This is a genomic window from Nocardia violaceofusca NBRC 14427 (genome assembly GCF_963869435.1).
Taxonomy (GTDB): domain Bacteria; phylum Actinomycetota; class Actinomycetes; order Mycobacteriales; family Mycobacteriaceae; genus Nocardia; species Nocardia aobensis.
In genome coordinates this window covers 46,233-72,466 of the sequence record NZ_CAWMPM010000021.1, presented here as the reverse complement: position 1 = coordinate 72,466, position 26,234 = coordinate 46,233, and the positions used below count along the sequence as shown (strand labels likewise).

Annotated in this window: 24 protein-coding genes; 9 read left to right on the top strand and 15 right to left on the bottom strand. The window is 67.6% G+C overall.

Annotated features, from left to right (window positions below; genetic code table 11):
• Window positions 1–133: 133 nt before the first annotated feature.
• Window positions 134–2,512: a HelD family protein gene (locus AC5592_RS17045; RefSeq protein ID WP_063064794.1), complete on the top strand. Its 2,379-nt coding sequence runs from the start codon at window positions 134–136 to the stop codon at window positions 2,510–2,512.
• Window positions 2,513–2,539: 27 nt separating this feature from the next.
• On the opposite strand, the gene AC5592_RS17040 is transcribed toward AC5592_RS17045, so the two are convergent.
• The 3 genes from AC5592_RS17040 to AC5592_RS17030 form a co-directional block, all read right to left on the bottom strand.
• A complete protein-coding gene (locus AC5592_RS17040) occupies window positions 2,540–2,992 on the bottom strand; it encodes a universal stress protein (protein WP_036500624.1) in 453 nt (150 codons plus the stop codon).
• Between the two features lie 441 nt (window positions 2,993–3,433).
• Window positions 3,434–3,847 (bottom strand): DoxX family membrane protein, encoded by a 414-nt coding sequence (locus AC5592_RS17035; RefSeq protein WP_036500622.1) that lies wholly within the window; start codon window positions 3,845–3,847, stop codon window positions 3,434–3,436.
• Window positions 3,848–3,951: 104 nt separating this feature from the next.
• On the bottom strand, window positions 3,952–4,857 hold the full coding sequence (locus tag AC5592_RS17030) for an AraC family transcriptional regulator (RefSeq protein ID WP_232329401.1): 906 nt from the start codon (window positions 4,855–4,857) through the stop codon (window positions 3,952–3,954).
• A gap of 76 nt (window positions 4,858–4,933) precedes the next feature.
• Between AC5592_RS17030 and AC5592_RS17025 the strand changes: the two genes are divergently transcribed.
• Window positions 4,934–5,404, top strand: a complete 471-nt coding sequence (locus AC5592_RS17025) for a VOC family protein (RefSeq protein WP_036500620.1) — start codon at window positions 4,934–4,936, stop codon at window positions 5,402–5,404.
• Between the two features lie 71 nt (window positions 5,405–5,475).
• Here AC5592_RS17025 and uvrB read toward each other — a convergent pair whose 3' ends face one another.
• Window positions 5,476–7,659 (bottom strand): excinuclease ABC subunit UvrB, encoded by a 2,184-nt coding sequence (gene uvrB, locus AC5592_RS17020; protein ID WP_036500654.1) that lies wholly within the window; start codon window positions 7,657–7,659, stop codon window positions 5,476–5,478.
• A gap of 863 nt (window positions 7,660–8,522) precedes the next feature.
• Here uvrB and AC5592_RS17015 point away from each other — a divergent pair.
• The 3 genes from AC5592_RS17015 (at window position 8,523) to AC5592_RS17005 (ending at window position 10,788) form a co-directional block, all read left to right on the top strand.
• Window positions 8,523–9,086 (top strand): DUF402 domain-containing protein, encoded by a 564-nt coding sequence (locus tag AC5592_RS17015; RefSeq protein ID WP_083870723.1) that lies wholly within the window; start codon window positions 8,523–8,525, stop codon window positions 9,084–9,086.
• An 85-nt stretch (window positions 9,087–9,171) separates the two neighbouring features.
• Complete coding sequence (locus tag AC5592_RS17010; RefSeq protein ID WP_036500617.1) at window positions 9,172–9,696, top strand: ribonuclease FAU-1 family protein; 525 nt, start codon at window positions 9,172–9,174, stop codon at window positions 9,694–9,696.
• Window positions 9,697–9,825: 129 nt separating this feature from the next.
• The gene (locus tag AC5592_RS17005) at window positions 9,826–10,788 is read left to right on the top strand and encodes an aldo/keto reductase (RefSeq protein WP_063064793.1); all 963 of its coding nucleotides are present in this window, start codon (window positions 9,826–9,828) and stop codon (window positions 10,786–10,788) included.
• 24 nt (window positions 10,789–10,812) lie between these two features.
• Here AC5592_RS17005 and coaE read toward each other — a convergent pair whose 3' ends face one another.
• Window positions 10,813–12,009, bottom strand: coding sequence for a dephospho-CoA kinase (gene coaE / locus AC5592_RS17000; RefSeq protein ID WP_036500569.1), 1,197 nt, complete (start codon window positions 12,007–12,009; stop codon window positions 10,813–10,815).
• 290 nt (window positions 12,010–12,299) lie between these two features.
• On the opposite strand from coaE, the gene AC5592_RS16995 reads away from it, so the two are divergent.
• Window positions 12,300–12,506 carry a hypothetical protein gene (locus AC5592_RS16995; protein ID WP_083870720.1) on the top strand — a complete coding sequence of 69 codons (207 nt, stop codon included), beginning with the start codon at window positions 12,300–12,302 and terminating at the stop codon, window positions 12,504–12,506.
• A gap of 54 nt (window positions 12,507–12,560) precedes the next feature.
• Here AC5592_RS16995 and AC5592_RS16990 read toward each other — a convergent pair whose 3' ends face one another.
• Both AC5592_RS16990 and rpsA read right to left on the bottom strand, forming a co-directional pair.
• A complete protein-coding gene (locus AC5592_RS16990; protein ID WP_063064792.1) occupies window positions 12,561–14,090 on the bottom strand; it encodes a phospholipase C in 1,530 nt (509 codons plus the stop codon).
• Window positions 14,091–14,311: 221 nt separating this feature from the next.
• Window positions 14,312–15,781 carry a 30S ribosomal protein S1 gene (gene rpsA / locus AC5592_RS16985; RefSeq protein ID WP_039777576.1) on the bottom strand — a complete coding sequence of 490 codons (1,470 nt, stop codon included), beginning with the start codon at window positions 15,779–15,781 and terminating at the stop codon, window positions 14,312–14,314.
• A 474-nt stretch (window positions 15,782–16,255) separates the two neighbouring features.
• On the opposite strand from rpsA, the gene AC5592_RS16980 reads away from it, so the two are divergent.
• A complete protein-coding gene (locus AC5592_RS16980; RefSeq protein WP_036500562.1) occupies window positions 16,256–17,137 on the top strand; it encodes a class I SAM-dependent methyltransferase in 882 nt (293 codons plus the stop codon).
• Here the strand turns inward: AC5592_RS16980 and AC5592_RS16975 are convergent.
• The 4 genes from AC5592_RS16975 to AC5592_RS16960 form a co-directional block, all read right to left on the bottom strand.
• Window positions 17,112–17,921 carry a hypothetical protein gene (locus AC5592_RS16975; RefSeq protein ID WP_198163865.1) on the bottom strand — a complete coding sequence of 270 codons (810 nt, stop codon included), beginning with the start codon at window positions 17,919–17,921 and terminating at the stop codon, window positions 17,112–17,114. The two genes, AC5592_RS16980 and AC5592_RS16975, sit on opposite strands and share 26 nt — an antisense overlap.
• Window positions 17,922–18,030: 109 nt before the next feature.
• Window positions 18,031–18,210: a type II toxin-antitoxin system antitoxin gene (locus AC5592_RS16970; protein ID WP_036500559.1), complete on the bottom strand. Its 180-nt coding sequence runs from the start codon at window positions 18,208–18,210 to the stop codon at window positions 18,031–18,033.
• Window positions 18,210–19,148, bottom strand: a complete 939-nt coding sequence (locus AC5592_RS16965) for an SPFH domain-containing protein (protein WP_036500557.1) — start codon at window positions 19,146–19,148, stop codon at window positions 18,210–18,212. The genes AC5592_RS16970 and AC5592_RS16965 overlap by 1 nt, the downstream gene beginning before the upstream one ends.
• A 26-nt stretch (window positions 19,149–19,174) precedes the next feature.
• Window positions 19,175–20,596 carry an FAD-binding oxidoreductase gene (locus AC5592_RS16960; RefSeq protein WP_063064791.1) on the bottom strand — a complete coding sequence of 474 codons (1,422 nt, stop codon included), beginning with the start codon at window positions 20,594–20,596 and terminating at the stop codon, window positions 19,175–19,177.
• A 71-nt stretch (window positions 20,597–20,667) separates the two neighbouring features.
• Between AC5592_RS16960 and AC5592_RS16955 the strand changes: the two genes are divergently transcribed.
• Window positions 20,668–21,579, top strand: a complete 912-nt coding sequence (locus AC5592_RS16955) for a LysR family transcriptional regulator (RefSeq protein WP_063064790.1) — start codon at window positions 20,668–20,670, stop codon at window positions 21,577–21,579.
• 109 nt (window positions 21,580–21,688) lie between these two features.
• On the opposite strand, the gene AC5592_RS16950 is transcribed toward AC5592_RS16955, so the two are convergent.
• Window positions 21,689–22,582: a LysR family transcriptional regulator gene (locus AC5592_RS16950; protein ID WP_063064789.1), complete on the bottom strand. Its 894-nt coding sequence runs from the start codon at window positions 22,580–22,582 to the stop codon at window positions 21,689–21,691.
• Between the two features lie 90 nt (window positions 22,583–22,672).
• On the opposite strand from AC5592_RS16950, the gene AC5592_RS16945 reads away from it, so the two are divergent.
• Entirely contained in the window at window positions 22,673–23,515 is an 843-nt protein-coding gene (locus AC5592_RS16945) for an oxidoreductase (RefSeq protein ID WP_036500548.1), read from the top strand.
• Between the two features lie 10 nt (window positions 23,516–23,525).
• Here AC5592_RS16945 and AC5592_RS16940 read toward each other — a convergent pair whose 3' ends face one another.
• From AC5592_RS16940 to AC5592_RS16930, 3 genes are read right to left on the bottom strand one after another with little or no spacing between them, the layout of a single operon-like run.
• A complete protein-coding gene (locus tag AC5592_RS16940; RefSeq protein ID WP_036500546.1) occupies window positions 23,526–24,314 on the bottom strand; it encodes an amino acid ABC transporter ATP-binding protein in 789 nt (262 codons plus the stop codon).
• Complete coding sequence (locus AC5592_RS16935) at window positions 24,311–25,261, bottom strand: amino acid ABC transporter permease (protein ID WP_036500610.1); 951 nt, start codon at window positions 25,259–25,261, stop codon at window positions 24,311–24,313. Before AC5592_RS16935 ends, AC5592_RS16940 begins: the two co-directional genes overlap by 4 nt.
• A 6-nt stretch (window positions 25,262–25,267) precedes the next feature.
• Window positions 25,268–26,176: an ABC transporter substrate-binding protein gene (locus AC5592_RS16930; RefSeq protein ID WP_232329400.1), complete on the bottom strand. Its 909-nt coding sequence runs from the start codon at window positions 26,174–26,176 to the stop codon at window positions 25,268–25,270.
• Window positions 26,177–26,234: the final 58 nt, after the last annotated feature.

The window sequence follows — 26,234 nt, the reverse complement described above, 5'->3', positions numbered from 1 at the left end:
AATATTTCACTACCGTGTTCGCGGCGCGTTCACCTGCGACTACAGCGAGTCCGGCGAACCCCAACTAGACTCGACGATTCCGTTCTCTTCGCGCGCGGCCCGCTCGGGCCCTGTGGTGACAAGGAGTTCCGTTTTGCCCGACCGCCTCACCGAGGATCGCCCCGCCACCGATCGCGCCGCCGAACTGGAGCGGGAGCAGAGCTATCTCACCCTGCTGTATCAGCGGCTGGACGGTATGCGCGAATACGCACAGCGCCGGCTGCGGACGGTGTTGCTGGAAACCGGTGGCACCCCGCAGGCCCGCAGCGAACGCGAATCGTTCACCCAGCTCTACTCGGAGGATCTGGCGAAATACGACGCCGCCGAGAACGGGCTGTGCTTCGGCCGGATCGATCTGGCCGCGGAGAACACCGAGGACACCGGCGACGCGGCCGAGTACCGCTACATCGGCCGCCTCGGCATCCTCGACGAGGACGACGACTACAACACCCTGCTCCTGGATTGGCGGGCCCCGCTGGCCCGGCCGTTCTACCTCGCGACCACCGCCGCCCCCGACGGCGTGACTCGTCGCCGGCACATCCGCTCGCGCAATCGCAACGTGACCGGAATCAGCGACGAATACCTCGATCTGGAGATGGCGCGCCGCGCCGGCGCGATCGAGTCCGACGACGGCGGCGTCGGCAGTGAGAGCGCCCTTCTCACCGCCCTGAACGCGGCGCGCACCGGCCATATGACCGATATCGTCGAGACGATCCAGGGCGAGCAGGACGCCATCATCCGCTCCGAACATCGCAGCGTCCTGGTCGTCCAGGGCGGTCCGGGTACCGGGAAGACCGCGGTCGCGCTGCATCGTGCGGCGTATCTGCTCTACACCTACCGTCAGCAGCTCGACAAGGCCGGTGTGCTGATCATCGGCCCCAATTCCACCTTCCTCGACTACATCGGCCAGGTGCTGCCGTCGCTGGGCGAGACCGGTGTGCTGCTGTCCACGATCGGCAATCTGTATCCGGGAGTCGAAGCGACACTGGAGGATTCGCTGCGCGCGGGCGAGCTCAAGGGTTCGCTCGATATGCTCGATGTGCTGAAGAAGGCGGTGCGCGACCGGCAGGAGGTGCCGCGCGACCCGGTCCGCCTCGACTTCGACGGGTACGAGCTGACGCTGGATCGCAAGATCGCCACCCGCGCTCGCGGCCGGGCCCGCTCCTCGCGCCGCCCGCACAACCTCGCCCGCCCGATCTTCGCCGCCTCGGTGGTCGACGCGCTGACCGACCAGCTGGCACAGATCATCGGTAAGGACCAGTTCGCCGACACCGTCGACGAAGCCGATGCCGCCGCCGGCCGCCGCCCATCGAATACCGGGCGCAATCTGCTGAGCCAGGCCGATCTGACCGAGATCCGCGACGAGATGCGCGCCGACGCCGGCATTCAGCGCGCGATCGCGCAGTTGTGGCCGATCCTGACCCCCCAGCAGGTGCTCGCCGACCTGTGGGCCGAACCCGAGCGGCTGGCGCATGCCGCGGACCGGCTCAGTGCCGAGGACCGCAAGGAGCTGTTCCGCGCCCTCGACCCGGCGAACGGACCCGCCTTCGCGGCCGCGGACGCGCCGCTGCTCGACGAGCTGGCCGAATTGCTGGGCATCGACGACGCCGAGGAGCGGGAGCGCTCCCGCCGGCGGTGGCGTGCGCAGCTGGCCGAGGCGCAGGAGGCGCTCGACATCCTGACCGGTTCGGCGCCGCAGGACCTCGAGGACGACCTGGATCCGGAGATCCTGATGGCCTACGACCTGATCGACGCCGGCCAGCTCGCCGAGCGCCAGCACGTGCGCAATCGTCAGACGACCGCGGAGCGGGCCGCCGGCGATCGCAGCTGGACGTATGGACACGTGATCATCGACGAGGCGCAGGAACTGTCGGAGATGGCGTGGCGAATGGTGATGCGGCGCATTCCGAATCGCTGGGTCACGGTGGTCGGCGATGTGGCGCAGACCGGCGATCCGGCGGGGGCGTCGTCGTGGCAGCGGATGCTGGAACCCTATGTCGCACAGCGCTGGAAGCTCACGGAACTGACGGTCAACTACCGCACGCCCGCCGAGATCATGGCGGTGGCCGCCGATGTGCTGGCGGCGATCGATCCGGAGGCCACCATCCCGCGGTCGGTCCGGGAATCCGGCTTTCCGCCGCGGGCCGTGCAGGTGGGGGCCGGCGGTTCGCTGGCCGCGGTCACCGAACTCGTCGCCGCCGAGGCCGGCAAGCCCGGTATCACGGCGGTCCTGGCCCCGCATGCGACGGTGAGCGAATTCGCCTCGCTGGCGGGCGATTCCGTGCAGGTGCTGACGGTGGCCGAGGTCAAGGGCCTCGAGTTCGACGCGGTCGTGCTGGTGGAACCGCAGGCCATCCTGGACGAATCGCCGCGCGGGCTCAACGATCTGTACGTGGCGCTCACCCGTGCCACCCAGCGATTATCGGTGGTTCACACCGGCACGCTGCCCGAGGTCCTCGGCGCATTGCGCTGAGGCCCCGGGCGGCCGGTCACGCGAAGGTCAGCGGACGGTGTGCACGATCAGGACGTCGCTGCGCGACTTGCGGGCGACATCGGAGGGCACCGAACCGAGCAGGCGCCCGGCCAGGGTGTTGAGGCCGCGGTTACCGACGACCAGCAGATCGGCCTCCACCTCCTTGACGAGGTTCAGCAGCGATTCGACGGGTTCGCCGACGACGGCCCGCTCCACGATGTTGGTCGCCCCGGCGGCGGCCGCCTTGTCCCGCGCGACCCGCAGGATCTCGTTGGTGGGAGCCGAGCCGCGCACCTGGTAGGCCTCGTCCTTGAGGACGTCGGCCGCGGCGGCCACATCGCGGTCGTCGGTCGGGTAGTACGCGCACGCGACGTACAGGGTGGCGCCCGCGTCGCCGGCCAGCGCGGCAGCCTTCTCGACAGCGACATACGACGAATCCGAGCCATCGGTACCGACGACAATGGACCGGTAGGCGGTCATCTTTCCTCCAAACGTACAAGTGGGCGGATGCCTGCGCGCAATTCCGGAGCAGAAACCCGCGCGGGCAACTGCGCTAGACCATAACCGTTATCGCGCCGGAATCATCGACAATCGCAATACATCACATCGATGCGCCCTGCGATCCGCAGGACACATTCGCCGTCCGGGCGGCCGCGCGACCCGTCTCACCAGCGCTGATCCCGAACCCGGCGGCGGCGCGCCGCGATCGCCGTCGCAGTCGCGAACCCGATTGTGGCCCTGGGATTTTCGTCACAGAAGGGTTTTCCCAATTGCACGGACCGCGATTGCCCGGATGCACAGAGCGCACCCGGGCGTGATGGTGAGAACTCACAATTCCCGGCGGCGAGAACCGATTCCGGTGGTTTCCGGATACGCGAGGCAATAACCGCCGAATGTGGAATGCGGGTCGTTCCGCGTTCGTCAGAGGTGGAATAACGGTCCGGTGATTGTGGCGCCGAGATCGTCCACACGGGCGAAGAAGGCGAACAGCATCAGGGCCGCACCGGCCAATGCGAGATCCTTGTTGAAATGAATCATCTCGCCCTGTTTGGCCTGCGCATCGGATTCCTTCCAGAATGGGTGCATCAGGAATGCGGTCGGCAGCAGGAAGACGAACAGCAGCAGCGCACCCAGATCGGCCCACACCCCGAGCAGCACGCTCAAGGCGCCGAGCAGCAGGACCACCCCCGAACCCAGCACCGCCTCCTTCGCCATCGGAACACCCTTGCTGCGGGCGTAGCCGGTCATCGCGTCGGCCTGGGTCAGATGCCCGATCGCCGAACTCGCGAACAATATGACGAACAGAATGCGCCCGATCAGCACCAGAACACTCATCGCCAACTCCTCTGTCGGCCGGCAGCACTGCCGCCGGGCTGGTAGTACAGCATTCAACTACTTATGAGTTCGGATATTCCCGGAACCGGGGTGGCTGAAACGAATCAGCGATCCGGCGCCGGATCGCCCGGTGAGGCGTGGTGTGACAGTAGCGATGCGCGGGCGTATTCCAGCGGCGCCATTCCGATCTCGTTCGCGAATTCGCGACTGAAATGGGCCTGATCGAAATAGCCGAGTTCCAGCGCCAGGGTCGCCAGATCGTCGGTGCGGCCCTGTGCCAGCAGTTGTGCGCCGTCCTGGAGCCGATAGCGGCGCAACACCCATTTCGGCCCGGCGCCGACGTAGCGGCGGAACAGGCGTTGCAGGGTGCGGATCGGAATGCCGAAACGGGCGGTGACCTGATCGACCCGGGTCAGCTCGGGCTCGGCTTCCATCGCGGCGATGATCCGCAAGACCAGCAGGTAGTTCTCATCGGGTGCGCGGCGGCCCGCGGCGCGGGCGAAATAGGCGTCGACGATGTCGCGGCGCTCCTCGGCGCTGTCGGTCGCCAGCACGCGTTCGGTCAGGCCCGCGGCCTCCGGCAGCACCTCGGTCAGTTCGATCGCGGTATCGCGCAGGGCGCCGACGTCGATGCCGGTGAAGGCGCCGAAGCCGCCGGGACGGAATTTGGCGGCGAAGGTCACCCCCTGCCCCGTCAGTTCGCGCACGAATTTGCCGGTGGTCACACCGTTGACGAATCCGCCGGTTCGGGTGGCGGATCGCTCGAAGCTGACGTTGACCGAGGGGAACGGCAGCACCTGCGCCTGATAGGGCGGGCGGCCGCGCAGATCCCAGGAGACCGACCAATACCATTCGACGAATTCCGCCGTCTGCGGGCCGGCCGGCAACCGGATCAACCGACGATGACGCTCCTGCTCGCGGGGATGCAGGATGCCCTTGGTGACCTCCGGCGGAGGCACCGGAACCGGATGCAGCGCAGCGCCTTTCGCGCGCCCGTCACCGGTCGGCACGGCCCGTCTCCCGCCGCGGACGAGGCTGTCGCTTTCTTACAAGATCCATTCCCCGCGGTGGCCGAGAGTTGTACCTATGAGCAACGACGTCAATCCCATTCCCGAGGGTTATCACTCCATCAACTGTTTCCTGGCCGTACCCGACGGCAACAAGGCCATCGAGTTCTACTCCGCGGTCTTCGGCGCGAAGGTGCTCAGCCGCAACGACCTTCCCGACGGGCAACCGGCGCACGCCGAACTGGCGATCGGCGATTCCACCATCCAGATGGGTATGCCCATCCCCGAACACGGGGTGCGCGCACCCGAATCGGATTGGGTGCACACCAGCATCGTGCACTACTGCCCCGATGCCGACGCGGTCGTCGCCCGCGCCGCCGAACACGGCGCCGCCCGGGTCGAGGAGCCGCAGACGTTCGTCACCGGGGACCGCTACGGGCTGGTGATGGATCCCTTCGGACATCGCTGGGTGGTCATGACCCGGGTCGAGGACGTCTCGCGCGAGGAGGCCGAGCGCCGGGTCGACGAGTGGATGGCCACGCAGAGCTGACGCGGGCCGCGCCGGTGCCCCGGTCCGGCCGGGGCACCGCCGCGTGTGCGGGAAAGACGCTGCGCGGGAACTCATTTCAGCCCGGCGGCATCCATACCACGCAACTCCTTCTTCAGGTCGGCGATCTCGTCGCGCAATCGCCCGGCCAGCTCGAACTGCAATTCGCGGGCGGCGTTCATCATCTGATCGGTCAGCTGGGCGACCAGATCCGCCAGTTCCGCGCGCGGCATGTTCGCGATATCGCGGCCCTCGTACACCCCGGCGCTCACCGCGCGGCCGGGTTCACCCTGGGCTCGGCGGCCGCGGCTGGCATTGCGCCCGGATCCCCCGACCTCCACCTCGGTCTCGTCGGCCTCGCGGTAGACCTGATCGAGGATGTCGGCGATCTTCTTGCGCAGCGGTTTCGGATCGATGCCGTTGGCTTCGTTGTAGGCGACCTGCTTGGCCCGCCGCCGTTCGGTCTCGTCGATGGCCTGGCGCATCGAATCGGTCACCTTGTCGGCGTACATGTGCACTTCGCCGGAGACGTTGCGCGCGGCACGCCCGATCGTCTGGATGAGGCTGGTGGCGCTGCGCAGGAAGCCCTCCTTGTCGGCGTCCAGGATCGCGACCAGCGACACCTCCGGCAGGTCGAGGCCCTCACGCAGCAGGTTGATGCCGACCAGCACGTCGTATTCGCCCAGCCGCAGCTGCCGCAGGAGTTCGACGCGGCGCAGCGTGTCGATCTCCGAATGCAGGTAGCGCACGCGCACGCCCATGCCCAGGAGATAGTCGGTGAGATCCTCGGCCATCTTCTTGGTGAGGGTGGTGACCAGGACGCGTTCGTCGCGTTCGGTGCGGGTGCGGATCTCGTGCACCAGATCGTCGATCTGGCCCTTGGTCGGTTTGACCACCACCTGCGGGTCGACCAGTCCGGTCGGGCGGATCACCTGCTCGACGAATTCACCGCCGGTACTGCCCAGTTCGTACGGGCCGGGCGTCGCGGACATGTACACGGTCTGGCCGATCCGGTCGGCGAACTCCTCCCAGGTGAGCGGGCGGTTGTCCACCGCCGAGGGCAGCCGGAAACCGTATTCGACAAGGTTGCGCTTGCGCGACATATCGCCTTCGTACATGCCGCCGATCTGCGGCACGGTCACGTGCGACTCGTCGATGATCAGCAGGAAGTCCTCCGGGAAGTAGTCGAGCAGGGTCGCCGGCGCCGAACCGGCCGGACGGCCGTCGATATGCCGCGAATAGTTCTCGATACCGGAGCAGAACCCGACCTGCCGGATCATCTCCAGGTCGTATTGGGTGCGCATGCGCAGCCGCTGCGCCTCGAGCAGTTTGCCCTGCCGCTCCAGATCCGCGAGCCGCTGTTCGAGTTCGGTCTCGATATCGCCGACCGCGCGCTCCATCCGATCCGGCCCGGCCACGTAGTGGGTGGCCGGGAAGATGCGCAGGGTGTCGACCTGGCGCACCACATCACCGGTGAGCGGGTGCAGGTAGTACAGCGCCTCGATCTCGTCGCCGAAGAACTCGATGCGGACCGCGAGTTCCTCGTAGGAGGGAATGATCTCGACGGTGTCGCCGCGCACCCGGAACGAACCGCGGGTGAAGGCCATGTCGTTGCGCGTGTACTGGACATCGACCAGCAGGCGCAGCAGCCGGTCGCGCTCGACCTCTGCGCCGACCTCGAGCTGTACCGAGCGGTCCAGATAGGACTGCGGAGTACCCAGGCCGTAGATACACGAGACCGAGGCGACCACCACGACATCGCGGCGCGAGAGCAGGCTCGAGGTCGCCGAATGGCGCAGCCGCTCCACGTCGTCGTTGATCGAGGAGTCCTTCTCGATGTAGGTATCGGTCTGCGCGATGTAGGCCTCGGGCTGGTAGTAGTCGTAGTAGGAGACGAAGTACTCCACCGCGTTGTGCGGAAGCATCTCGCGCAGTTCGTTGGCCAGCTGGGCGGCCAGGGTCTTGTTCGGCGCCATGACCAGGGTCGGGCGCTGGACCCGCTCGATCAGCCAGGCCGCGGTGGCCGATTTGCCGGTACCGGTGGCGCCGAGCAGCACCACGTCCTTCTCGCCACCACGCAACCGCCGCTCCAGCTCCGCGATCGCGGCGGGCTGGTCACCGGCGGGCCGATGCTCGCTGACGACCTCGAACCGCCCGTCGGAGCGTTCGATCGCCCCGATCGGCCGGAATTCCGAATGCGCCAGCGGCTGCTCGCCGGGTGCGTCCGAATCCGCGGGGATCTCCGTTGCGAAAGCCATGGTCACCAGGGTAAGCCGCGGCACCGACAAGTTCCGGCGCCGTGACCGCGGGCACAGCGACACACCCGGCGATCATTTTTCGGCCACGACTGCGTATCGACGGGCACGGGCGCTGCCGCGGGGTGGTCCGGGCGCCGCCCCGCGACTGCGACCGCGGCGGCGGATGCACCGGCCCCCAGGGCAACCACACGGCAAAACCAGCGGCCCACCCATCCCCGACGCGAGGACCATCACAGTGGGCTCGGCCGACGCCCCGCACCCACACCGGCCCGCCTCGTCCACGGCGAACCGGAGCCGTCCGATCGGACGTCGGCACAACCGGTCGGCGGCGGAACCGGTTCGACCCTCCGGAACACGCCCTATCCCGATCAATTCGACCGGACCCGCGTCACCGACACCACAATTCCCGGCCGACTCGTTCGGACATTTCGAACAATTCGATTCATGTCCCCGCTTTTCGGCCACAACAGGCCGGACGCATTGCCCCGCAGAATAATTCGACAATTCACCCAATGCGACGGCACAGCCCCGCGCAGCGGCGCCACCGAAGTGCCGCCGCCGGCCATGGCGACAGGTCCGGCCGGAGGTTTGCCGGGCCTCCGGGAGCATTGCCTCGGCAACCGCGCGCACAGCAGTGAATCAAGCGACCAAATGCCCGAAATGTCTGGTAGAGCAGGGCGGCTCGACGATGACGACACAGCCGAATCAGCCGGATTCCGTGTCGTTTTCACCCCGCCGGAGACGGTTGCCCGGGTGTACGCTGATCCGGTCGGAAGTCGAGAAGGGCAAGTGTAATGGCCGGTTTCCTCGCTGAACGTGTCACCCGGACTCTGCGCACTGCCGCGCCCAATGGAGTCAGCCCAATGCCGTCGAGTCGCAACATTCCGGGCCGAAAAACACCGATTCCGGTGCCACCGTCGGGCACGGCACACAGACCGCACGTCGAATATTTCGACATCGCCGATCTCACCAGAACCGATTCTCGCGGTTTCGTCCATTCGGTCGACAGTTATCACGCCGAGCCGTGGGGCCTGTATCTGGTCCGGGCGGCCGACACCCCGCCCTATCGCTACACCGAGACCTGGCTGCTGCCCAAGCAGTCGGTCCGCGTCACCATGCATCACGTCAACGCGGCACACGATCGCGATCCGATCTATCACATCTATATCGGCAACTTCGCCAAGATCGAGCCGAAACGCTGGCGGGCCGAGTACCACTACATCGACATCGTCGCCCGCAACGGCCACGTCTGCGAGCTGCGCGGGGTCGACGAGCTGTTCGCGGCGCACGCGGCCGGCCATGTGTCGGCCGAGACGGCCCAGCGGGCGTTCGAGCAGGCCACCGCCGTTGTCGACGGTATCGCCTCGCACGATCACAACTTCGAACGCTGGCTCACCACCCAGGGCGTGACGCTGCACTGGCTGTAACCGCGTCACCACCCGCTCGCGCCGATGATCATCGAATCGCGGCGCGAGCGGGTGTTTCGCGGGCCGGCGACGGTAGATTCGGGGCATGACGCAGGGGCATGTGGTCGATCTGCATCGGCCGAAGATCGAGTACTTCGACCTCGCCGGGTCCACCAATACCGATCCCAAGGGTTTCGTGCGGCCGGTCGAGACGTATCGGACCGAACCCTGGGGCCTCTACATGGCCCGCACCGCCGATCATCCGGAATTCCACTACCTCGAGTCCTGGCTGCTACCGCAGCTGTCGCTCCGCGCCACGGTCTTCCACTTCCGCCCCACCCACCCGCGCGATCAGGACTTCTACCTCGATATCGGTGATTTCTCCCCGGCGGGCCCGCAGATGTGGAAGTCGGTCGACCACTACCTCGACATCGTCGTGCGCACCGGGCGGGAGGCGATTCTGCTCGACGTCGACGAATTGCTGGCCGCCCACGCCGCCGGATATCTGAGCGCGTCCGAGGCCCAGCAGGCGATCGAGGCCGCCACCGCCGCCATCGACGGAATCGCCGCCCACGGACACGATTTCGAAGCCTGGCTGCGCTCTCGAGGTATCACCCTCGGCTGGCGGTGAGCCCCGGCGCCGAGCCCTGTGCGACGGCGGCGGGAAGGAGTCGGGCTGCGCCGAACTCTTCTCCGCGGTGGGCCCACGCCACTAGGGTCCAGCCTGGTCGTTCACGTCCCCTCGAGAACCGGGAGAGCCATGGGTGAGTCGTCGTCGTTACGTCGTGTCGGGAGTTCGGGGCTCGCGGTCTCGGTCGTCGGGCTGGGCACCAACAATTTCGGGATGAAGCTCGATCTCGAGCAGAGCAGAGCCGTGCTGCACGCCGCGCTCGACCACGGCATCAACCTGATCGATACGGCCGACTCCTACGGGGAATCGGAGCGGCGAATCGGCGAAATCTTGCAGGGCAGACGCGACGATGTCGTCATCGCGACCAAGTTCGGCAACGATGTGCGCCGCCTCGGCGGGGACAACGGCGAGGACTGGGGCGCGCGCGGCTCACGCCGCTACATCCGCCGCGCGGTCGAGCAGTCGCTGCGCCGGCTGCGCACGGACTGGATCGATCTCTACCAGCTCCATCGCCCGGATCCGGCCACACCGATCGAGGAGACGCTGTCCGCGCTGGACGATCTCGTCCACGAGGGCAAGATCCGATACCTGGGCCATTCCAACTTCACCGGCTGGCAGACCGCCGACGCCGAATGGACCGCCCGCACCCGCAATCTCGAGCGGTTCATCAGCGCGCAGAACGAATACAGCCTGCTGCAGCGTGGGATCGAGGCCGACCTGGTGCCGGCGCTCGAGCACTACGGGATCGGTCTGCTCCCCTACTTCCCCCTGGCGAGCGGTCTGCTCACCGGTAAATACAAACGCGGCGTGCCCGCGCCCGAAGGCAGCAGGATTCAGGCGTGGGGCCGGGAATCCGCGCTCACGGACGCGGCTTTCGACATCGTGGAACAGCTGGAGGATTTCGCCGCGCAGCGGTCCATCTCCCTGCTCGACGTCGCCATCGGCGGTCTGGCCGCGCAACCCACGGTGAGTTCGGTGATCGCCGGCGCCACCTCACCCGAACAGGTGGAGGCCAATGTGCGGGCAGGGCAGTGGCAGCCCACCGCAGAGGACCTCGCGGAGATCGACCGAATCACCTCCGTATCGCACTGACAGCGGAACGTGGTGGAGCCTGCGTCAGGCGTGCGGAACCCGCTCGTAGACCTTGTCGAACCAGGGTTCCTTCACCGACAGGTACGCCTCGACGGCCTCATCTCCCACCTTGCCCGTCGCCTCCGCCTCGCCGCGGCGCTTGATCTCCAGGTACTCGGCACGGGCGTCGGCGTCGGCGCGCAACCAGTCACGGAAGTCCAGGGCGAACCGCTGTCCCGGCGAACCGTCCACGCGCACATGGACATTCGCGAGCCGCCCGGGATCGGCGTTGCCGTGCAGACGTTTCGCCCACAGCTCGGCATCGGTGCCCGCGGGATCCTGGGGCGTCGGCTTCGGATTATCGCCGGTGATCGAGTCGATCCGCGGAAAACCGGCGGCGGCCAATCGATCTCGCAGCGCGTCGGCCGTCGCGAGGTCGGCGACCGTGATCTGGATGTCGACGACATCCTTGGCGGCCAGCCCCGGCACGGCGGTGGAACCGATGTGATCGATGCGCCGCGCGTCGCCACCGCAGGCCAGCCACAGCCGGCCGATCAACCGCTGCGCCTGCGCCGGCCAGTGCGGGTCCGGCTCGACCACCCGCACCGGCCCGGTCGAGCGCGCCGCAGTCCCGGTGCGCACATTGTGTTCGAAGGGCAGCAGGCGCTGCTCCCACAGCGCTCGCACCTGCGGCGCCAGCGCCTCGGCATCAGAATTGTTGTCCAACAGGACATCCGCGGCCGCACGCCGTTGGTCGTCACTCGCCTGCGCCTTGATCCGTGCCAGCGCGTCCGCGCGGCTCACGCCACGGAACTGCTCGAGCCGGTGCACGCGCGTCTGCTCGTCGGCCATCACCACCACGACGAGATTCATCATCGCGCCGAGATTGTTCTCGACCAGGAGCGGAATATCCTGCACCACAACGGCGTCCGCGGGCGCGGCGGCGATCAGCTCGGTGGTGCGCCGGCCGACCAGCGGATGGGTGATCGAGTTCAGCGTCGTGCGCGACTGCTCGTCCGCGAAAGCGACCGCCGCGAGCGCCGGGCGGTTCAAACTGCCGTCCTCGGCCAGAATGTCCGGGCCGAACGCCGCGACCAGTGCGGCCAGGCCCTCGGTGCCGGGTTCGACGACCTCGCGGGCGATGGCGTCGCTGTCGACCAGCACCGCCCCGTGTTCCACCAGCAGCCGCGCCACCGTCGACTTACCCGCTCCCATGCCTCCGGTGAGACCGATACGCAACATTTCCCCAGTCTCGCATCCACTGCCGGCGTCCGCGCCCGCACCCCGGCCGCGGGCCGATCGGGCTGATTACCCATCGTGTGTTTCTTTTTCACCTCATCCACGCGGTATTACCCATTCCGTGACGCCGGTGATATCAATTCGCAACTTTTTCCTCGCGATACCGACCTGGAGTCGGCAACTTTCCGACACGCCGGGGCCGAAGTCACGCAAAATCCGCAGCCCCGCACTTTTGTTCCGCTACTGTTTCGCCCCGGGCGATCCAGGCCATCCGAGCTAGCGAAGGACGATCATTGGGCACCACACACATCCAGTCGGGTCGCCACCGGCTGGGTTTGGCAGGCACCGTGCACTGCATTCGGATACCCGCCGTTGCGGCAGCACTGGCCGAACATCGCCGTTCGTGGTTGACCGCCCTACTCAGCCCGGCCCGGCACAGCTTCGCGGCCATGCGCAGCCGCAGCGGCGCCACCCGCTGGATTCCCGCCACGGCGAGCTGACCAGTACATCGAACATTCGGCGGCCCGCCGGAGACTCGGCGGGCCGCCGGTATTTCACACCAGACCGCTCGGGCTTCGGCGTGAGCCCGGTTCCTGACTCGGCATCGCATTCGGCGGCACCGGATAGGGAATTCCCTTATCGTTGGTGCCGAGCGCGATATTCGGACCACACTGCGCCAGAGCGGCATCCGATTTCGGTTTCGGATCGGTAATTCGGGGTGGCACGGAATCGGGTGCCGAACCGAAATCGAAGGCCGAGGTCATATCACCGGTGACGCTGCGCCGCCACGCGGTCAAATTCGGCACGTCCACGCCGAAACGACGTTCCAGCAATCGCAATTGCGAGGTGTGGTCGAAGGTCTGCGAGGCGACCAGGCCGCCGCGGGAATACGGCGAGATGACGAAACACGGGACGCGGTACCCCAATCCGATCGGGCCCGCGAGACCCTTGGCAGCGGGTACCCGGCCGAGGTCCACGGTGAGGTACTCCCCCGGCGTGCCGGGCGGCGGGGTCGGCGGGGTCACGTGATCGAAGAATCCGCCGTTCTCGTCGTAGCTCACGATGAGCGCGGTCTTCTCCCACACCTTCGGATTGGAGGTGAGGATGTCGAGCACCTGCATGATGCCCACCGCGCCCAATGCCGGTGGCAGCGCGGGATGTTCGCAGTTGAACAGCGGCGGAATCACCCACGACACCGCGGGCAACCGGTCGGCGGCCACGTCCGCCGCGAAATCCTGCGGATAGACCGGAGCCTTGCCACGCCTGGCCAGCTCGGAGTTCGGATCCGCGGCCTGTGTGAAGCAGCCCATCATGCCGTCGAGGATCACCGACGAGATCGGGCCGAGGTCGCGGTTGTTGTAGATCTTCCAGTCGACGCCGGCCTCGGAGAGGTTCTCCGGGTAGGTGCGCCAGCTGTAGGCGTTCTGCGGGATCAGCGTCGGCGTCTCCACCAGCGGACCGCCGGCCAGACCGTCCGGGTCGATGGTGGCGGAGACCCAGTACAGCCGGTTCGGGTCGGTCGGGCCGAGGACCGAGGAGTGGTAGTGGTCGCAGAGGGTGAACGCATCGGCCAGCTCGTGGTGAATCGGGATATCGGCGCGGGTGTAATATCCCATGGCCGCAGGACCATTGGCGGCGCCGACGCCGGCCACCGACATCGGCATCCAGCGGTCGTTGTGGCCCCCGTTCCACGCCTCGTGCATACCGCCCCAGGAATGATCGGGATCGTTGACGCATTCGCCGTCGAGCGTCGCGCCTCGGGTGGTGTCGAGCCGGAACGGGACGATGAACCCGTCGGCGGTGGGCCCGACGCCGGGTGCGTAGCCGTACTGCTTCCACGCCGGCGAGGCGTCGTCGAAACCTCGTACGCCGGACAGGGTTCCGAAGTAGTGGTCGAACGAGCGGTTCTCCTGCATGAGCAGGACGAAATGCTCGATATCGCCGAGCCCGCCCATGCCCGCCGGGTCGGCCGCGTGCGCACGCTCGATGATCGGGTTCGCCCAGGCGGCCAGCGCCCCGACCCCACCGGCCGCCATGGCCTTCGCCAGGAAATCACGCCTCTTGATGCCGTCGAACAGACCCATGCCGGTGCCGAGACCTTCCGCGTCGGTGAAAACAACAGTGCCGGATGACAAGACCGCGTCAGCCGACAAGACCGTGCCGACTGACAGAGGACAGCGGTAGATCCTCGCCGAGAATAATGGACCGGCGGTAGCGATGCGGTGACGACGGGCTGAATGGGCAGCCCGGAGACGGGCGAAGGCCCCGGTCCATCGAACCGGGGCCTTCGTTTCAGCTCAGCGAATTACGCGTTGCCGGACAGCTTCTCACGCAGCGCGGCGAGCTGCGCGTCGCTGGCCAGCGAACCGCCGGCCGGCTCGGAGGAGCTGGAGGACGAGCTCTGCGCGCCGCTCTCGGAGGAGTAGTTACCGGAGGCACCGCCATTGGCGGCCTCGGCAGCGGCGTCGGCCGCCATCTTCTCCATCTGAGCGGTGTGCATCTTGTGGCGACGCTCGGCCTCGGCGTAGCGGCCTTCCCACTCTTCCCGCTGCTTGTCGAAGCCCTCGAGCCATTCGTTGGTCTCGGGGTCGAAGCCCTCGGGGAAGATGTAGTTGCCCTGCTCGTCGTAGCTGTCGGCCATGCCGTACTTCGACGGGTCGAACTCGGCGTGGTAGTCCTCGTTCGCCTGCTTCAGCGACAGCGAGATCCGGCGACGCTCCAGGTCGATGTCGATGACCTTGACCATCGCGTCGTCGCCCACGGCGACAACCTGGTCCGGCACCTCGACGTGGCGCTCGGCCAGCTCGGAGATGTGCACCAGGCCCTCGATGCCCTCCTCGACGCGCACGAACGCACCGAACGGAACCAGCTTGGTGACCTTGCCGGGCACGATCTGGCCGATGGCGTGGGTGCGGGCGAACTGACGCCACGGGTCTTCCTGGGTGGCCTTGAGCGACAGCGAAACCCGCTCGCGGTCCAGGTCGACGTCGAGAACCTCGACGGTGACCTCCATGCCGACCTCGACGACCTCGGACGGGTGGTCGATGTGCTTCCAGGACAGCTCGGAGACGTGCACCAGACCGTCGACGCCGCCGAGATCGACGAACGCGCCGAAGTTGACGATCGAGGACACGACGCCCTTGCGGACCTGGCCCTTCTGCAGCTGGTGCAGGAATTCGCTGCGGACCTCGGACTGGGTCTGCTCCAGCCAGGCGCGGCGGGACAGGACCACGTTGTTGCGGTTCTTGTCCAGCTCGATGATCTTCGCCTCGATCTCCTTGCCGACGTACGGCTGCAGATCGCGGACGCGGCGCATCTCGACCAGGGACGCCGGGAGGAAGCCGCGCAGGCCGATGTCCAGGATCAGACCACCCTTGACGACCTCGATGACGGTGCCCTTGACGGCCTCGTCCTTCTCCTTGAGCTCCTCGATGGTGCCCCACGCCCGCTCGTACTGAGCCCGCTTCTTCGACAGGATCAGGCGGCCTTCCTTGTCCTCCTTGGTGAGAACGAGGGCCTCGACCTCATCGCCCACGGAAACGACCTCGGCCGGGTCGACATCGTGTTTGATGGACAGTTCGCGGGAAGGGATGACGCCTTCGGTCTTGTAACCGATGTCGAGCAGAACCTCGTCGCGGTCGACCTTGACGATCGTGCCTTCGACGATATCTCCGTCGTTGAAGTACTTGATCGTCTTGTCGATGGCGGCGAGGAAGTCCTCGGCGGAGCCGATGTCGTTGACGGCTACCTGCGGCGAGGTGACGGTGGTGGGCATATGTTGGGTTGCTCCGGACGGATTGTGGTCGGTAGTGGACATTGGAACTCTCGGTTTTGCTGTGAACTCACAGCGGTGGAACTACGTTGACGGCCGTGCACAGCACATCGCTGCGACACAGCACAACGCTGTACTCACTGCAGAAACTCACAGCACCGGCTGCGAAATCACAGCCCGCGGGCGACTTCCGAAATCCGTAACCCCTGCGCCCGGTACCGAGCGCTACAGTACCGACAGCGGCTACGCAAATGCCGAAGACACTCGCGGGAAACAGCGTACGCGACGTGAGTTACGCCAAGCAAACACGGGTCCCCGCCCGCATCATGATCATACGTCCGCACCGAACACCGTTCCCGCACAGTGTGGTACCCGTCACGGCCGGGAGGTGATCAGCCCGCTCGCGCACATCCCGGCGGGCACATCCCGACGGCGTCCGCGAGGGCCCGCGCCCGGCCGTGCCATACGCTGCGAACCATGTCCGACGATCCGCATCCGGCCCTCCTCGACGACGCTCGCCACGCCCAGGCCAACGCCCTGCTCGGCACCGCGCGGGTGACCCGCACGAGCGTCGGCTCGGCCGTCAGCGAGCGCGCCAACCGGCGCTGGTGGGACGCCGACGCCGCGCAGTACCACGAGACCCACGCCGATTTCCTGGGCGTCGACTCCGAGGCCGGAGAATTCGTCTGGTGCCCGGAGGGCTTGCACGAGGGCGACTGGCATCTGCTGGGCGAGGTCGCCGGGCGGCGGGTGCTCGAGATCGGCTGCGGATCGGCGCCGTGTTCGCGCTGGCTCGCCGGCCGGGGTGCGCATCCGGTCGGGCTGGATCTGTCGCGGGCGATGCTCGACCGCGGCCTCGCGGCCATGGCGCGCGGCGGCCCGCGGGTGCCGCTGGTGCAGGCCGGTGCCGAGGCGCTGCCGTTCGCGGACGAATCGTTCGATCTGGCCTGTTCGGCGTTCGGCGCGATCCCGTTCGTCGCCGATGCCGCCCAGGTGATGCGGGAGGTGGCCCGGGTGCTGCGGCCGGGCGGACGCTGGGTGTTCTCGGTGAATCACCCGATGCGATGGATCTTCCCCGACGATCCGGGCCCGGACGGACTGCGCGCCACGATCCCGTATTTCGACCGGACGCCGTATGTCGAGGTCGACGCCGACGACGAACCGATCTACGTCGAACATCACCGCACGATCGGCGATCGGGTCCGCGACATCGTCGGCGCGGGCCTGATCCTGCTCGACATCGTCGAACCCGAATGGCCGGAGTGGCTCGAGCGCGAATGGGGTCAGTGGAGCCCGTTGCGCGGTGAGATCTTCCCCGGCACAGCCATTTTCGTTACCGAGAAGCCGCCGCGGCATTAGCCCGCGCGGCTCGTGGCAGCGGCGGCGACGTCACCGTCGCCTTGCCGTCGGACACCGAGGTCTGCGCGGGAATGGGCGTGGTCTTGCCCGGATCCGGCTTGGCCACCGGTGTGGCGGGCGCCGCGGCGGGCTCCGTCTGCCCCGTGGGGGCCTTACCCGTGGGCGCCGGCTTACCGGCCGACGCCTCCGCACCGCCCGGACCGAGGAACGGCGGCAGCGCCGCGAACCGCGGATCGATGCGCGCGGTCCGGCTGACGTGGGTGATCCAGCGCCGCGCGCGGGTCAGCGGATGGTCCGGGAACTGCGAATCCCAGCGCGCGTCGTCGGCGACGTTGTAGGGCAGCTTGCCCTTGACCTCCGGCGCGTACGGATGCGGCGGGAACATGTTCGCGAAGCCGACCTTCGGCACGACCGCGGCCTCGCGGACGCCGGACCGGCCGGTTTCGGGGCACATGATCTTCACGATCGCGCTGCACCCGGCCTTGGGCACGACGATTCCGGCGGTGAAGCCCAGTCCGGTCGCCTGATCGGCCAGCGGGAACTTCTCCAGCCGCAGCAGGGCCGGCTGGGAGTCCACACTGATGGCATGTGCCTCGATCAGGCAGCCGAACTCGGCCTGCAGTTCGGTGAGGCGGCGGCGCAACGTGTCGATGTCGGACAGCGGGGCGGGTAAGTCCGGTACCAGATCGATATAGCTCAGCGTGATGATGTCACGGGTGGCCGGATTCCCCCACGTGGTCTGGTCAAGCTGCTGCAGTCCCCCGGTTTCGAACACGATTGGCACGCAACCAAGCTACCCATTCGTGACCTTTTCGCACTTCCTGGGGCGTTTTGTGTTCAAGGCGTGACCACCTGGTAATAAATACCGGACGAAACGGGTGTCAGGTTTGTTTTCATTCGGGGGCCTCCCCGGCCCGCCGCGGGGAGCGCCCCACCTGATCGAGCGCCATCCGCAAGGCGTACTCGATCTGAGCGTTGATGCTGCGCAGGTCGTCGGCCGCCCACTTGGCTATCGCCTCGTGGACGGCCGGATCGAGCCGGACGAGCACCTTCTTGGGCTCGCGCTTGGCCATCAGGAGTAGAGCGTTCCGGTGTTGACCACGGGCTGAGCGGACCGATCGCCACACAGCACCACCAGCAGATTCGACACCATCGAGGCCCGCCGCTCCTCGTCCAGGTCGACCATCCCCTCCTCGGTGAGCCGCTGCAGCGCCATGCCCACCATGCCGACCGCACCTTCCACGATGCGGCTGCGCGCGGCCACCACTTGCGCGGCCTGCTGGCGGACCAGCATCGACTGGGCGATCTCCGGCGCGTACGCCAGATGCGTGATGCGCGCTTCGAGAATCTCGATACCGGCGAGCGCGGTGCGCTCGCGCAGTTCCGTGGTCAGTTCCTCGGCGACCTCGGCGCCGTTGCGCAGGCTGGTCGGAGCCGGGTCGTCGGACCCGACGAGAGCGGGCGTCGCCGCCACGGCCGCGGGCACCACATCGGGGGCGGCGTCGTAGGGGTGCACGGTGGCCAGGTGCCGGACCGCGGCCTCGGACTGGGTCTGCACGTACTCCTCGTAGTCGTCGACGGCGAAGGCGGATTTGAAGCTGTCCACGACCCGGTAGACCACCACGGCCGCGATCTCCACCGGATTACCGTCGAAATCGTTGACCTTCAACTTCTGTGTCTCGAAGTTGCGGACCCGCAACGAGATTCGCCGTCTGGTGGTCAGTGGCAGGGTCCAGAAGAAGCCGGCGTCGGCGACCGAGCCGACGTAGCGGCCGAAGAACTGCAGCACCTTGGCCTCGTTCGGGCCGACGGTGGTGAGTCCGGTCAGCAGGATCACCGCGACCGCGAGGATCACATAGCCCGCGACCGCGCCGATCGCCGCGCCGGCACCCCCACCCGAACCGGCGGCGCTGGAGGCGGCGACCCCGCCGATCAGTCCGGCGGTGCCGACCACCAGCAGCACCAACAGCATCAAGAACCCGTTCAGCCGGAAGGCCGGACGCAGCGACATGACATCCTCCCAATATTGAAGTGATATCACGACGATAGCGCAGCGATACTCCCGGCGACAAGTGGCCCGGGTCGCCGGAGCGGCTCAGGCGGGCGGATGTTGCGGTTGAAACGGAACAGGTTGGCCGGGTCGTATGCGGACTTCAGCGCTCGCAGCCGGTCGTAGGTTCGCGCGGCGTATCCGGCGCGGGTCTGGTTCTCGTCGGCCCACTCCCCGGCGCCGTACAGGAAGTTCAGATTGTGGCCGATCGTCCACGGCGCCAGCGACTTCGCGACCAGGTCGTGGTAGCCCCGCTGATCGGGGCCATCCGAGTTCGGCATCGTGATGATGCGCGCGTTGTATTCGGCCTCCCGGTGGTCCATCGCGATACCCGCCGGACCCGGGCGGCGCAGCGCACCGCCGAGATGGCGGAAGCCCGCCACCGCAGCGACCGGCGCCTCGGGGCCGGTGACGTCGAGGAAGTCCGACGCCGCATCCGCGGTCAGGTCCGACAGCAGGGCATTGGTGGCGGTATAGGCGTGCGGGAAACTCGGGTCGCGGTAGATGCCGTGCGTGTCGCTGTAGGGCATCGTTCGCAGATCGTCGGCGAGCCGGGCACCCACCTCACGCAGCGGCCGGACCAGCCGCTCACCGTCGGCGGCCGACCCGGTGAAGGCGATGTTGACGGTGGCAAGGTAGCGCCCGCGCAGCGGTTCCGGGATCGCCGGGACGTCGGGCATCGTCATCATGGTGATCGCCGAGGTCATCTCCTCGGGGACCTCGGCGGTCCACTGCCGCCACGCCTCGAGCGCGGGTTCGACCAGCTGGGTGTCGAAGGCGAGCTGTCCGCCGTAGACCTCGGTGATCGGGAACAGTTCGAGCTCCATACCGGTGACCACACCGAAGTTACCGCCGGATCCCAGTGCGGCACCGAACAATTCGTCACCGGGCGTGAGGCGGCGCAGCCGCCCGTCGGCCGTCACCAGTTCCACGGCGCGGACGCGGTCGGCGGCGTAGCCGAAGCTGCGCGCCAGAATGCCGAGCCCGCCACCCAGGTGATAGCCGACCACACCGACCGAGGGCGAGGAGCCGTTCAGCGGCGCCAGACCGTGCGCGACCGCCGCCGCGATCAGCGCCTCGGCCTGCACACCCGCGGCCACCCAGGCGGTGCGGGCTTCCGGATCGACGCGCAGGTCGGTCATCCGGCGCGTGCTGATCAGCACACCGCCCGCGGCCGGCACCGAGAGCCCGTGGCCGGTCGCCTGGACCGCGACGGGCAGCCCGTGCCGCGCGGCGAATTCCACGGCCGCCCGTACATCCTCGGCGTGGACCGCGCCGACGACGAGGTCCGGCCGGTGCGTGTAGGCGGTCTGGAAGCCGGAGACCTCGGCGTCGTAGCCGTCCGCACCCGGGCGAAAGACCGGGCCGGTGACGGTGGGCAGTTCGGCGGGGAAGGTCGAGTTCGTCATGTCCTGAACTCTGCCGCCGGGCTAATGAGAAGTAAAACAGATAGTTATTCTTGATACTAGAATTATCAGTTATGGAACTGCGGCAGTTGCGCTACTTCGTCACCGTCGCCGAGGAGGCGAATTTCACCCGGGCGGCCCAGCGGCTACATCTGGCGCAGCCCGGTCTCTCGGCGCAGATCCGGCAGCTGGAACGGGAATTGGGTCAGCCGCTGCTGGACCGGTCGGGACGCACCGTGACACTGACCGCCGCCGGTGCCGCCGTACTGCCGTATGCCCGATCGGCATTGGCTGCGGCACAACAGATCTCGTTCACCGTCGACGAGTTCACCGGATTGTTGCGGGGGCAGGTCCGAATCGGCCTGATCTCCGGGGCGGCGACCGAGGAGTTCGACGTCGCGACGGTCCTGTCGGCATTCCACCGGGATCATCCGCAGGTCGGCATCACCCTCACCGAGGACACCACGGACCGGATGCTCGCCGCGCTGGCCCACGGCGAACTCGATATCGCCCTGGTCGGGCTGACCGGCGCGGAACTCGACGAACGCCTGAGCGTCGACGTCGTCTTCGAGACGCGCCTGGCCGCGGCCGTGGCGCGCGACGACCACGAATTCGGATCGCGGATCGCGCTGGCCGAGTTGCGCGATCGCTCCCTGATCTGCCTGCCGCGGGGCACCGGAATTCGCGGCGTGCTCGAACGTTGCTGCGCCGCCGCGGGATTCACGCCGAGAATCGAGTTCGAGGCCGCCGCGCCGCCACTGCTCGTTCAACTCGCGGCCGGTGGACTGGGAATCGCCGTGGTTCCGGCCCTCGGCACCGCTCGAGCCGAGGCCGCGGGAGTCCGGATGATCGAGATCACCGATCCGCAGATGCACGGACAGCTCGGCCTGGTCTGGCGTTCGGATCGACCGGCGGCGCCGGCCGCGAAGGTACTGCTCGGGCAGTTGCGCATCGCCCTGGGCCGCCGCAAGCCGGCGCACCGCTGAGGCTGGTCCCGCGAATGTCGGCCCTCGGAACCCGCGGCGTCTGCCGACCCGAGGCCGGCGCGACGACGTCCCGACTCGGCGGGCACGGCCACTCGCACGCGCCGACGGCTCATCCGGCGCCCACCGCCGAGTGACACGCGTCGATATATCCGCGGACGAGCGGGCGGGACTGGCCGCGCCGCCACGCCAGCGCCAATTCGCTCGGGCCGATGCCGCGTACCTCGCGGGCCACCACGCCCTCGTGGGCGATGAGCGGAACATTGCCCGCCGCGAGGAGCACCACACCGTCGCCGTTCAGCAGCGCCTCGTAGGTTTCCTCGGTGCTGGAGATCACTGCCCCGATGTTCGGCGCGCGGCCGCCACGCGCGTCGACCGCCAGCCAGTAGTCGCGCAACTCGGCCGCCGACTCCGGCAGCGCGAGGAACGGTTCATCGAGCAGATCTGCGAAATCCACCACCGAATGCGCTGCGAGCGGATGATTTTCGGGCAGCGCCACCATGCGCGGTTCGCGCGCCACCACGATCCAGTCGTAGCGGTCCGGCTGGGCCAGTGGCAGCCATACGAAGGCGACATCGGCGCCGGCATCGGCCAATCCGGCGGTCGGATCGGACCAGCCCAGTTGACGCAGCGCGGGTTTCGCATGCGGGAACGCGGTGGCGAACCGGGACCTCACAGCCGGCAGTAAACCGCGCCCCGGGCTGGTACTGATCCCGATGGTCACGGTGGCATGCCGGCCGGCCTTCGCGGCCTCCACTTCGGCACGCGCGCTGTCCCAGTCCGCCGACAACTTTCGCGCATGCGGCAGCAGCGTCCGGCCCACCGGAGTGAGGCGGACCGACCGGCTGTCGCGATCGAACAGCGGCGCCCCGATCTGGCGTTCCAGAGCGCGGATCTGCTTCGACAGCGCGGGCTGGGAGATGAACAGAGCCTCGGCGGCACGGGTGAAGTTCAGCTCGTCGGCGACGGCGACGAAGTACCGCAGATCACGTCCGTGCACATCCATAACCCATGGTTATAGCGAAAGGTCTTGGACTCCACCACTGGGGACAGGCAAGGATTTCTCCCGTACCCAGAACTATCGAGGAGAGTTTCCGTGAGCACAGGCAAGGTCTGGCTGATCACCGGCGCCAGTAGCGGTTTCGGACGCGCGATCGCCCAGGACGCGATCGACGCCGGCGATATCGTCGTCGCGGTCGCTCGCCGCACCGCCGCGCTGGACGATCTGGTGGCCGCCCATCCCGATCGCATCGAGGCCGTAGCGCTCGACGTCACCGACACCGACCGCGTCGCCGCGGTCGTCACCGATGTGATCGCGCGCTACGGCCGCATCGACGTGCTGGTCAACAATGCCGGGCGCACCCAGGTCGGCGCGGTGGAGGAAACCACCGACCGGGAACTGCGGGACCTGTTCGACCTGCACGTCTTCGGTCCCGCCGCCCTCACCCGCGCCGTCCTGCCGCAGATGCGCGCCCAGGGCAGCGGAGCGATCGTGATGATGAGCAGTGTGGGCGGTCAGATGTCGTTCGCCGGTTTCTCCGCCTACAGCGCCACCAAATTCGCGCTGGAGGGACTGTCGGAGGCGCTGGCCGACGAGGTGGCACCGTTCGGCATCCGGGTGCTCGTCGTCGAACCCGGCGCCTTCCGCACCGGCCTGTTCGGTTCCGGCGCAGCCTATTTCAGTGCCGAATCCGACGCCTACGCCGAGACCGCGGGCAAGACCCGCCGCATGATCGAGGGCGGCGACGGCACCCAGCCCGGCGACCCGGCCAAGGCCGCGGCCGCCATCCGCGCCGCTCTCGAGGCCGAGCGCACCCCGCTGCGGCTGCCGCTGGGCAGCGATTCGGTCGACACCCTGCTCGGCCACCTGGACTCCGTGCGCGCCGACATCGGCGAGTGGGAGAAGGTCGCGCGCGCAACGGCTTTCGACGAGGACTGAGCCTCGTTTCCTACAGGATTCGGGACAGGAAGGCCTGGGTTCGCTCGTGTTGCGGATTCGCCAGCACCTCGCGCGGATTCCCGGCCTCCACCACCACTCCCCCGTCCATGAACACCAGCTGGTCGGCGACCTCGCGGGCGAAACCCATTTCGTGCGTGACGACGACCATCGTCATGCCCGATTGCGCCAATTCGCGCATGACCGTGAGGACTTCGCCGACCAGTTCGGGATCCAGGGCCGAGGTGGGCTCGTCGAACAGCATCAGCTTCGGATCCATCGCCAAGGCGCGGGCGATGGCGACGCGCTGCTGCTGTCCGCCCGACAGCTGCGCGGGATAGGCATCGGCCTTGTCCGCCAGGCCGACTCGATCGAGCAGTTCCCGAGCGCGAGCGACCGCCTTGGAGCGGGAGATCTTCTTCACGTGAATCGGCGCCTCGATCACATTCGCCAGCGCGGTGCGATGCGGGAACAGATTGAAATGCTGGAACACCATGCCGACGTCGCGGCGCTGGCGCGCCGACTCCCGCGGACGGAGTTCGTAGAGTTTGCCGCCGCGTTCGCGATAGCCGACCAGATCGCCGTCGACGTAGAGCCGCCCGGCATTCACCCGTTCCAGATGGTTGATACAGCGCAAGAAGGTCGACTTGCCGGAGCCGGACGGGCCGATCAGGCACATCACCTGCCCGCGCGCGACCTCGAGCGACACCCCCTGCAACACCTGCAGCGCACCGAAGTTCTTGCACACCCGCTCGGCGCGGATCATCGGGACATCGGCCGAAGCCGCCGTGGCGCTGCTCATTTGCCGGCCTCCGTGGTCTGCTGGGTGGTGGCCAGTGCGCGCAGCTGCCTGCCGGTCAACTGCCGCGTCACCCCGCGCGAGTAGTACCGCTCGAGATAGAACTGGCCGACCATCAGCACACTGGTGATCGCCAGATACCAGGTCGCGCTGACCAGCAGCAGCGGGATCGGCTGGAAGTTGATGCCGTAGATATCGCGGGCGCGGCCGTACAGATCGGTGGTCAGCGGGATCGCGGTGACCAGTGAGGTGGTCTTCAACATGGAGATCAGCTCGTTGCCGGTGGGCGGGATGATCACCCGCATCGCCTGCGGCAATACCGTGCGCCGCATGGTCTGCCCCCACGACATGCCCAGCGCCACCGACGCTTCGCGCTGGCCCTCACCCACCGAATTGACTCCGGCACGCACGATCTCGGCCATATAGGCGGCCTCGTTCAGGCCCAGGCCGATCATGGCGAAGATGAACGGCTGCGACCAGTCCTGCACATCCCACTGCACGAAACTGGGCCCGCCGAACGGGATTCCGAGTTGAATCGATTTGTACAGCGCCGGGAACAGGCCCCAGAAGACGAGCTGGATGTACACCGGGGTGCCGCGGAAGATCCACAGATACACCCACGACACGGACCGCAGCACCGGATTGGGCGACAGCCGCATCACCGCGAGGATCACACCGAGCACGACGCCGATCGCCATCGCCAGCACGGTCAGTTCGAGGGTGACCACCGCACCCTCGGATATCCGCCGATCGAACAGATACTTCCCGTAGGTGTCCCAGCGATAGGCCGGGTTGGTGGCAGCACCGTAGACGAACAGGCCGAGCAGGATCAGCAGTACCGCCGCGGCGATCCAGCGTCCCGGCCGCCGCAGCGGTACGGCCTCGATCGGCTCCGGCATCGATGCCTCGGGCGGCCCGGCCTGCGAGCCGGCGGGGGGTTGCGCGGACATGTGCACTCAGCCTTTCGCGCCGTTGATGACCGACGTGGTGATCGCACCGGCCTCTACGCCCCAGTTCTGGGCGATGGTGCGATAGACGCCGGTATCGATCAGATGCTGCAGCGCCGCTTGCAGCACCGGGGCCAGCGGCGACCCCTTCGGCACCGGCCAGCCGTAGGGCTCGGCCTCGAACACCGGGCCCGCGGCCTCGATGGTGTCGGCATTGCGCTTGATCGCGTACGCGGTGACCGGGGAATCGGCGGACATGGCGTCCACCTGGCCGAGGACCAGGGCGGTGGCCGCCGCACTCTGTTCGTCGTAGGACATCTTGTGGATCTCGGGCTTGCCGGCATCGGTGCAGGCCTTCGATTTCGCCGGGATCTCGTCGATGTCCTCGGTAGTGGTGCGCTGCACGGCGACCTTCTTGCCGCAGGCGTTGTTCGGATCGATGGGACGACCCTTGCGCTGGGCCCACTGGATGCCGGCGGAGAAGTAGTCGACGAAGTCGACGGTCTTCTCCCGCGTCAGGTTGTCGGTGAACGACGACATGCCCACATCGACGGTGCCGGCCTCGATCGCGGGGATGATCTTCTCGAAGTCGGCTTCCTGATAGTCGGCGCGCACACCGAGCACACCCGCGACCGCGTCCATCAGGTCGACGTCGAATCCGATGATCTGTCCCGTGTGCGGATCCCGGTACTCGTTGGGCTGATACGGAACGTTCACACCGACCACGAGCCGTCCGGCCTGCGCGATCTTCGGCGGCAGCTGCGCCGCGATCGACTCGACCTCGGTCACCGGCACCTTGGGCACCTTGGGCGATTCGTCCTCGGTGTTGTCCGCACATCCCGCTGCCAGCACCGCCGCACCGACGATCACGCACGCGGCTCGCAGGATGTACCCGCGGGCGCCGAGTCGAACTGACACGCGGCCCTCCGTATTCGCGCGATCCGCCACCGTGGGCGGGTCGCCGTGTAGCAATGCA

What these genes read in the sequence shown, in the direction of transcription:
- AC5592_RS17040 (WP_036500624.1), bottom strand. Translation starts at nt 2,992, where the DNA reads ATGACCGCCTACCGGTCCATTGTCGTCGGTACCGATGGCTCGGATTCG.
- AC5592_RS17035 (WP_036500622.1), bottom strand. Translation starts at nt 3,847, where the DNA reads ATGAGTGTTCTGGTGCTGATCGGGCGCATTCTGTTCGTCATATTGTTC.
- AC5592_RS17025 (WP_036500620.1), top strand. Translation starts at nt 4,934, where the DNA reads ATGAGCAACGACGTCAATCCCATTCCCGAGGGTTATCACTCCATCAAC.
- uvrB (WP_036500654.1), bottom strand. Translation starts at nt 7,659, where the DNA reads ATGGCTTTCGCAACGGAGATCCCCGCGGATTCGGACGCACCCGGCGAG.
- AC5592_RS17015 (WP_083870723.1), top strand. Translation starts at nt 8,523, where the DNA reads ATGCCGTCGAGTCGCAACATTCCGGGCCGAAAAACACCGATTCCGGTG.
- AC5592_RS17010 (WP_036500617.1), top strand. Translation starts at nt 9,172, where the DNA reads ATGACGCAGGGGCATGTGGTCGATCTGCATCGGCCGAAGATCGAGTAC.
- AC5592_RS17005 (WP_063064793.1), top strand. Translation starts at nt 9,826, where the DNA reads ATGGGTGAGTCGTCGTCGTTACGTCGTGTCGGGAGTTCGGGGCTCGCG.
- coaE (WP_036500569.1), bottom strand. Translation starts at nt 12,009, where the DNA reads ATGTTGCGTATCGGTCTCACCGGAGGCATGGGAGCGGGTAAGTCGACG.
- AC5592_RS16990 (WP_063064792.1), bottom strand. Translation starts at nt 14,090, where the DNA reads ATGGGTCTGTTCGACGGCATCAAGAGGCGTGATTTCCTGGCGAAGGCC.
- rpsA (WP_039777576.1), bottom strand. Translation starts at nt 15,781, where the DNA reads ATGCCCACCACCGTCACCTCGCCGCAGGTAGCCGTCAACGACATCGGC.
- AC5592_RS16980 (WP_036500562.1), top strand. Translation starts at nt 16,256, where the DNA reads ATGTCCGACGATCCGCATCCGGCCCTCCTCGACGACGCTCGCCACGCC.
- AC5592_RS16970 (WP_036500559.1), bottom strand. Translation starts at nt 18,210, where the DNA reads ATGGCCAAGCGCGAGCCCAAGAAGGTGCTCGTCCGGCTCGATCCGGCC.
- AC5592_RS16965 (WP_036500557.1), bottom strand. Translation starts at nt 19,148, where the DNA reads ATGTCGCTGCGTCCGGCCTTCCGGCTGAACGGGTTCTTGATGCTGTTG.
- AC5592_RS16960 (WP_063064791.1), bottom strand. Translation starts at nt 20,596, where the DNA reads ATGACGAACTCGACCTTCCCCGCCGAACTGCCCACCGTCACCGGCCCG.
- AC5592_RS16955 (WP_063064790.1), top strand. Translation starts at nt 20,668, where the DNA reads ATGGAACTGCGGCAGTTGCGCTACTTCGTCACCGTCGCCGAGGAGGCG.
- AC5592_RS16950 (WP_063064789.1), bottom strand. Translation starts at nt 22,582, where the DNA reads ATGGATGTGCACGGACGTGATCTGCGGTACTTCGTCGCCGTCGCCGAC.
- AC5592_RS16940 (WP_036500546.1), bottom strand. Translation starts at nt 24,314, where the DNA reads ATGAGCAGCGCCACGGCGGCTTCGGCCGATGTCCCGATGATCCGCGCC.
- AC5592_RS16935 (WP_036500610.1), bottom strand. Translation starts at nt 25,261, where the DNA reads ATGTCCGCGCAACCCCCCGCCGGCTCGCAGGCCGGGCCGCCCGAGGCA.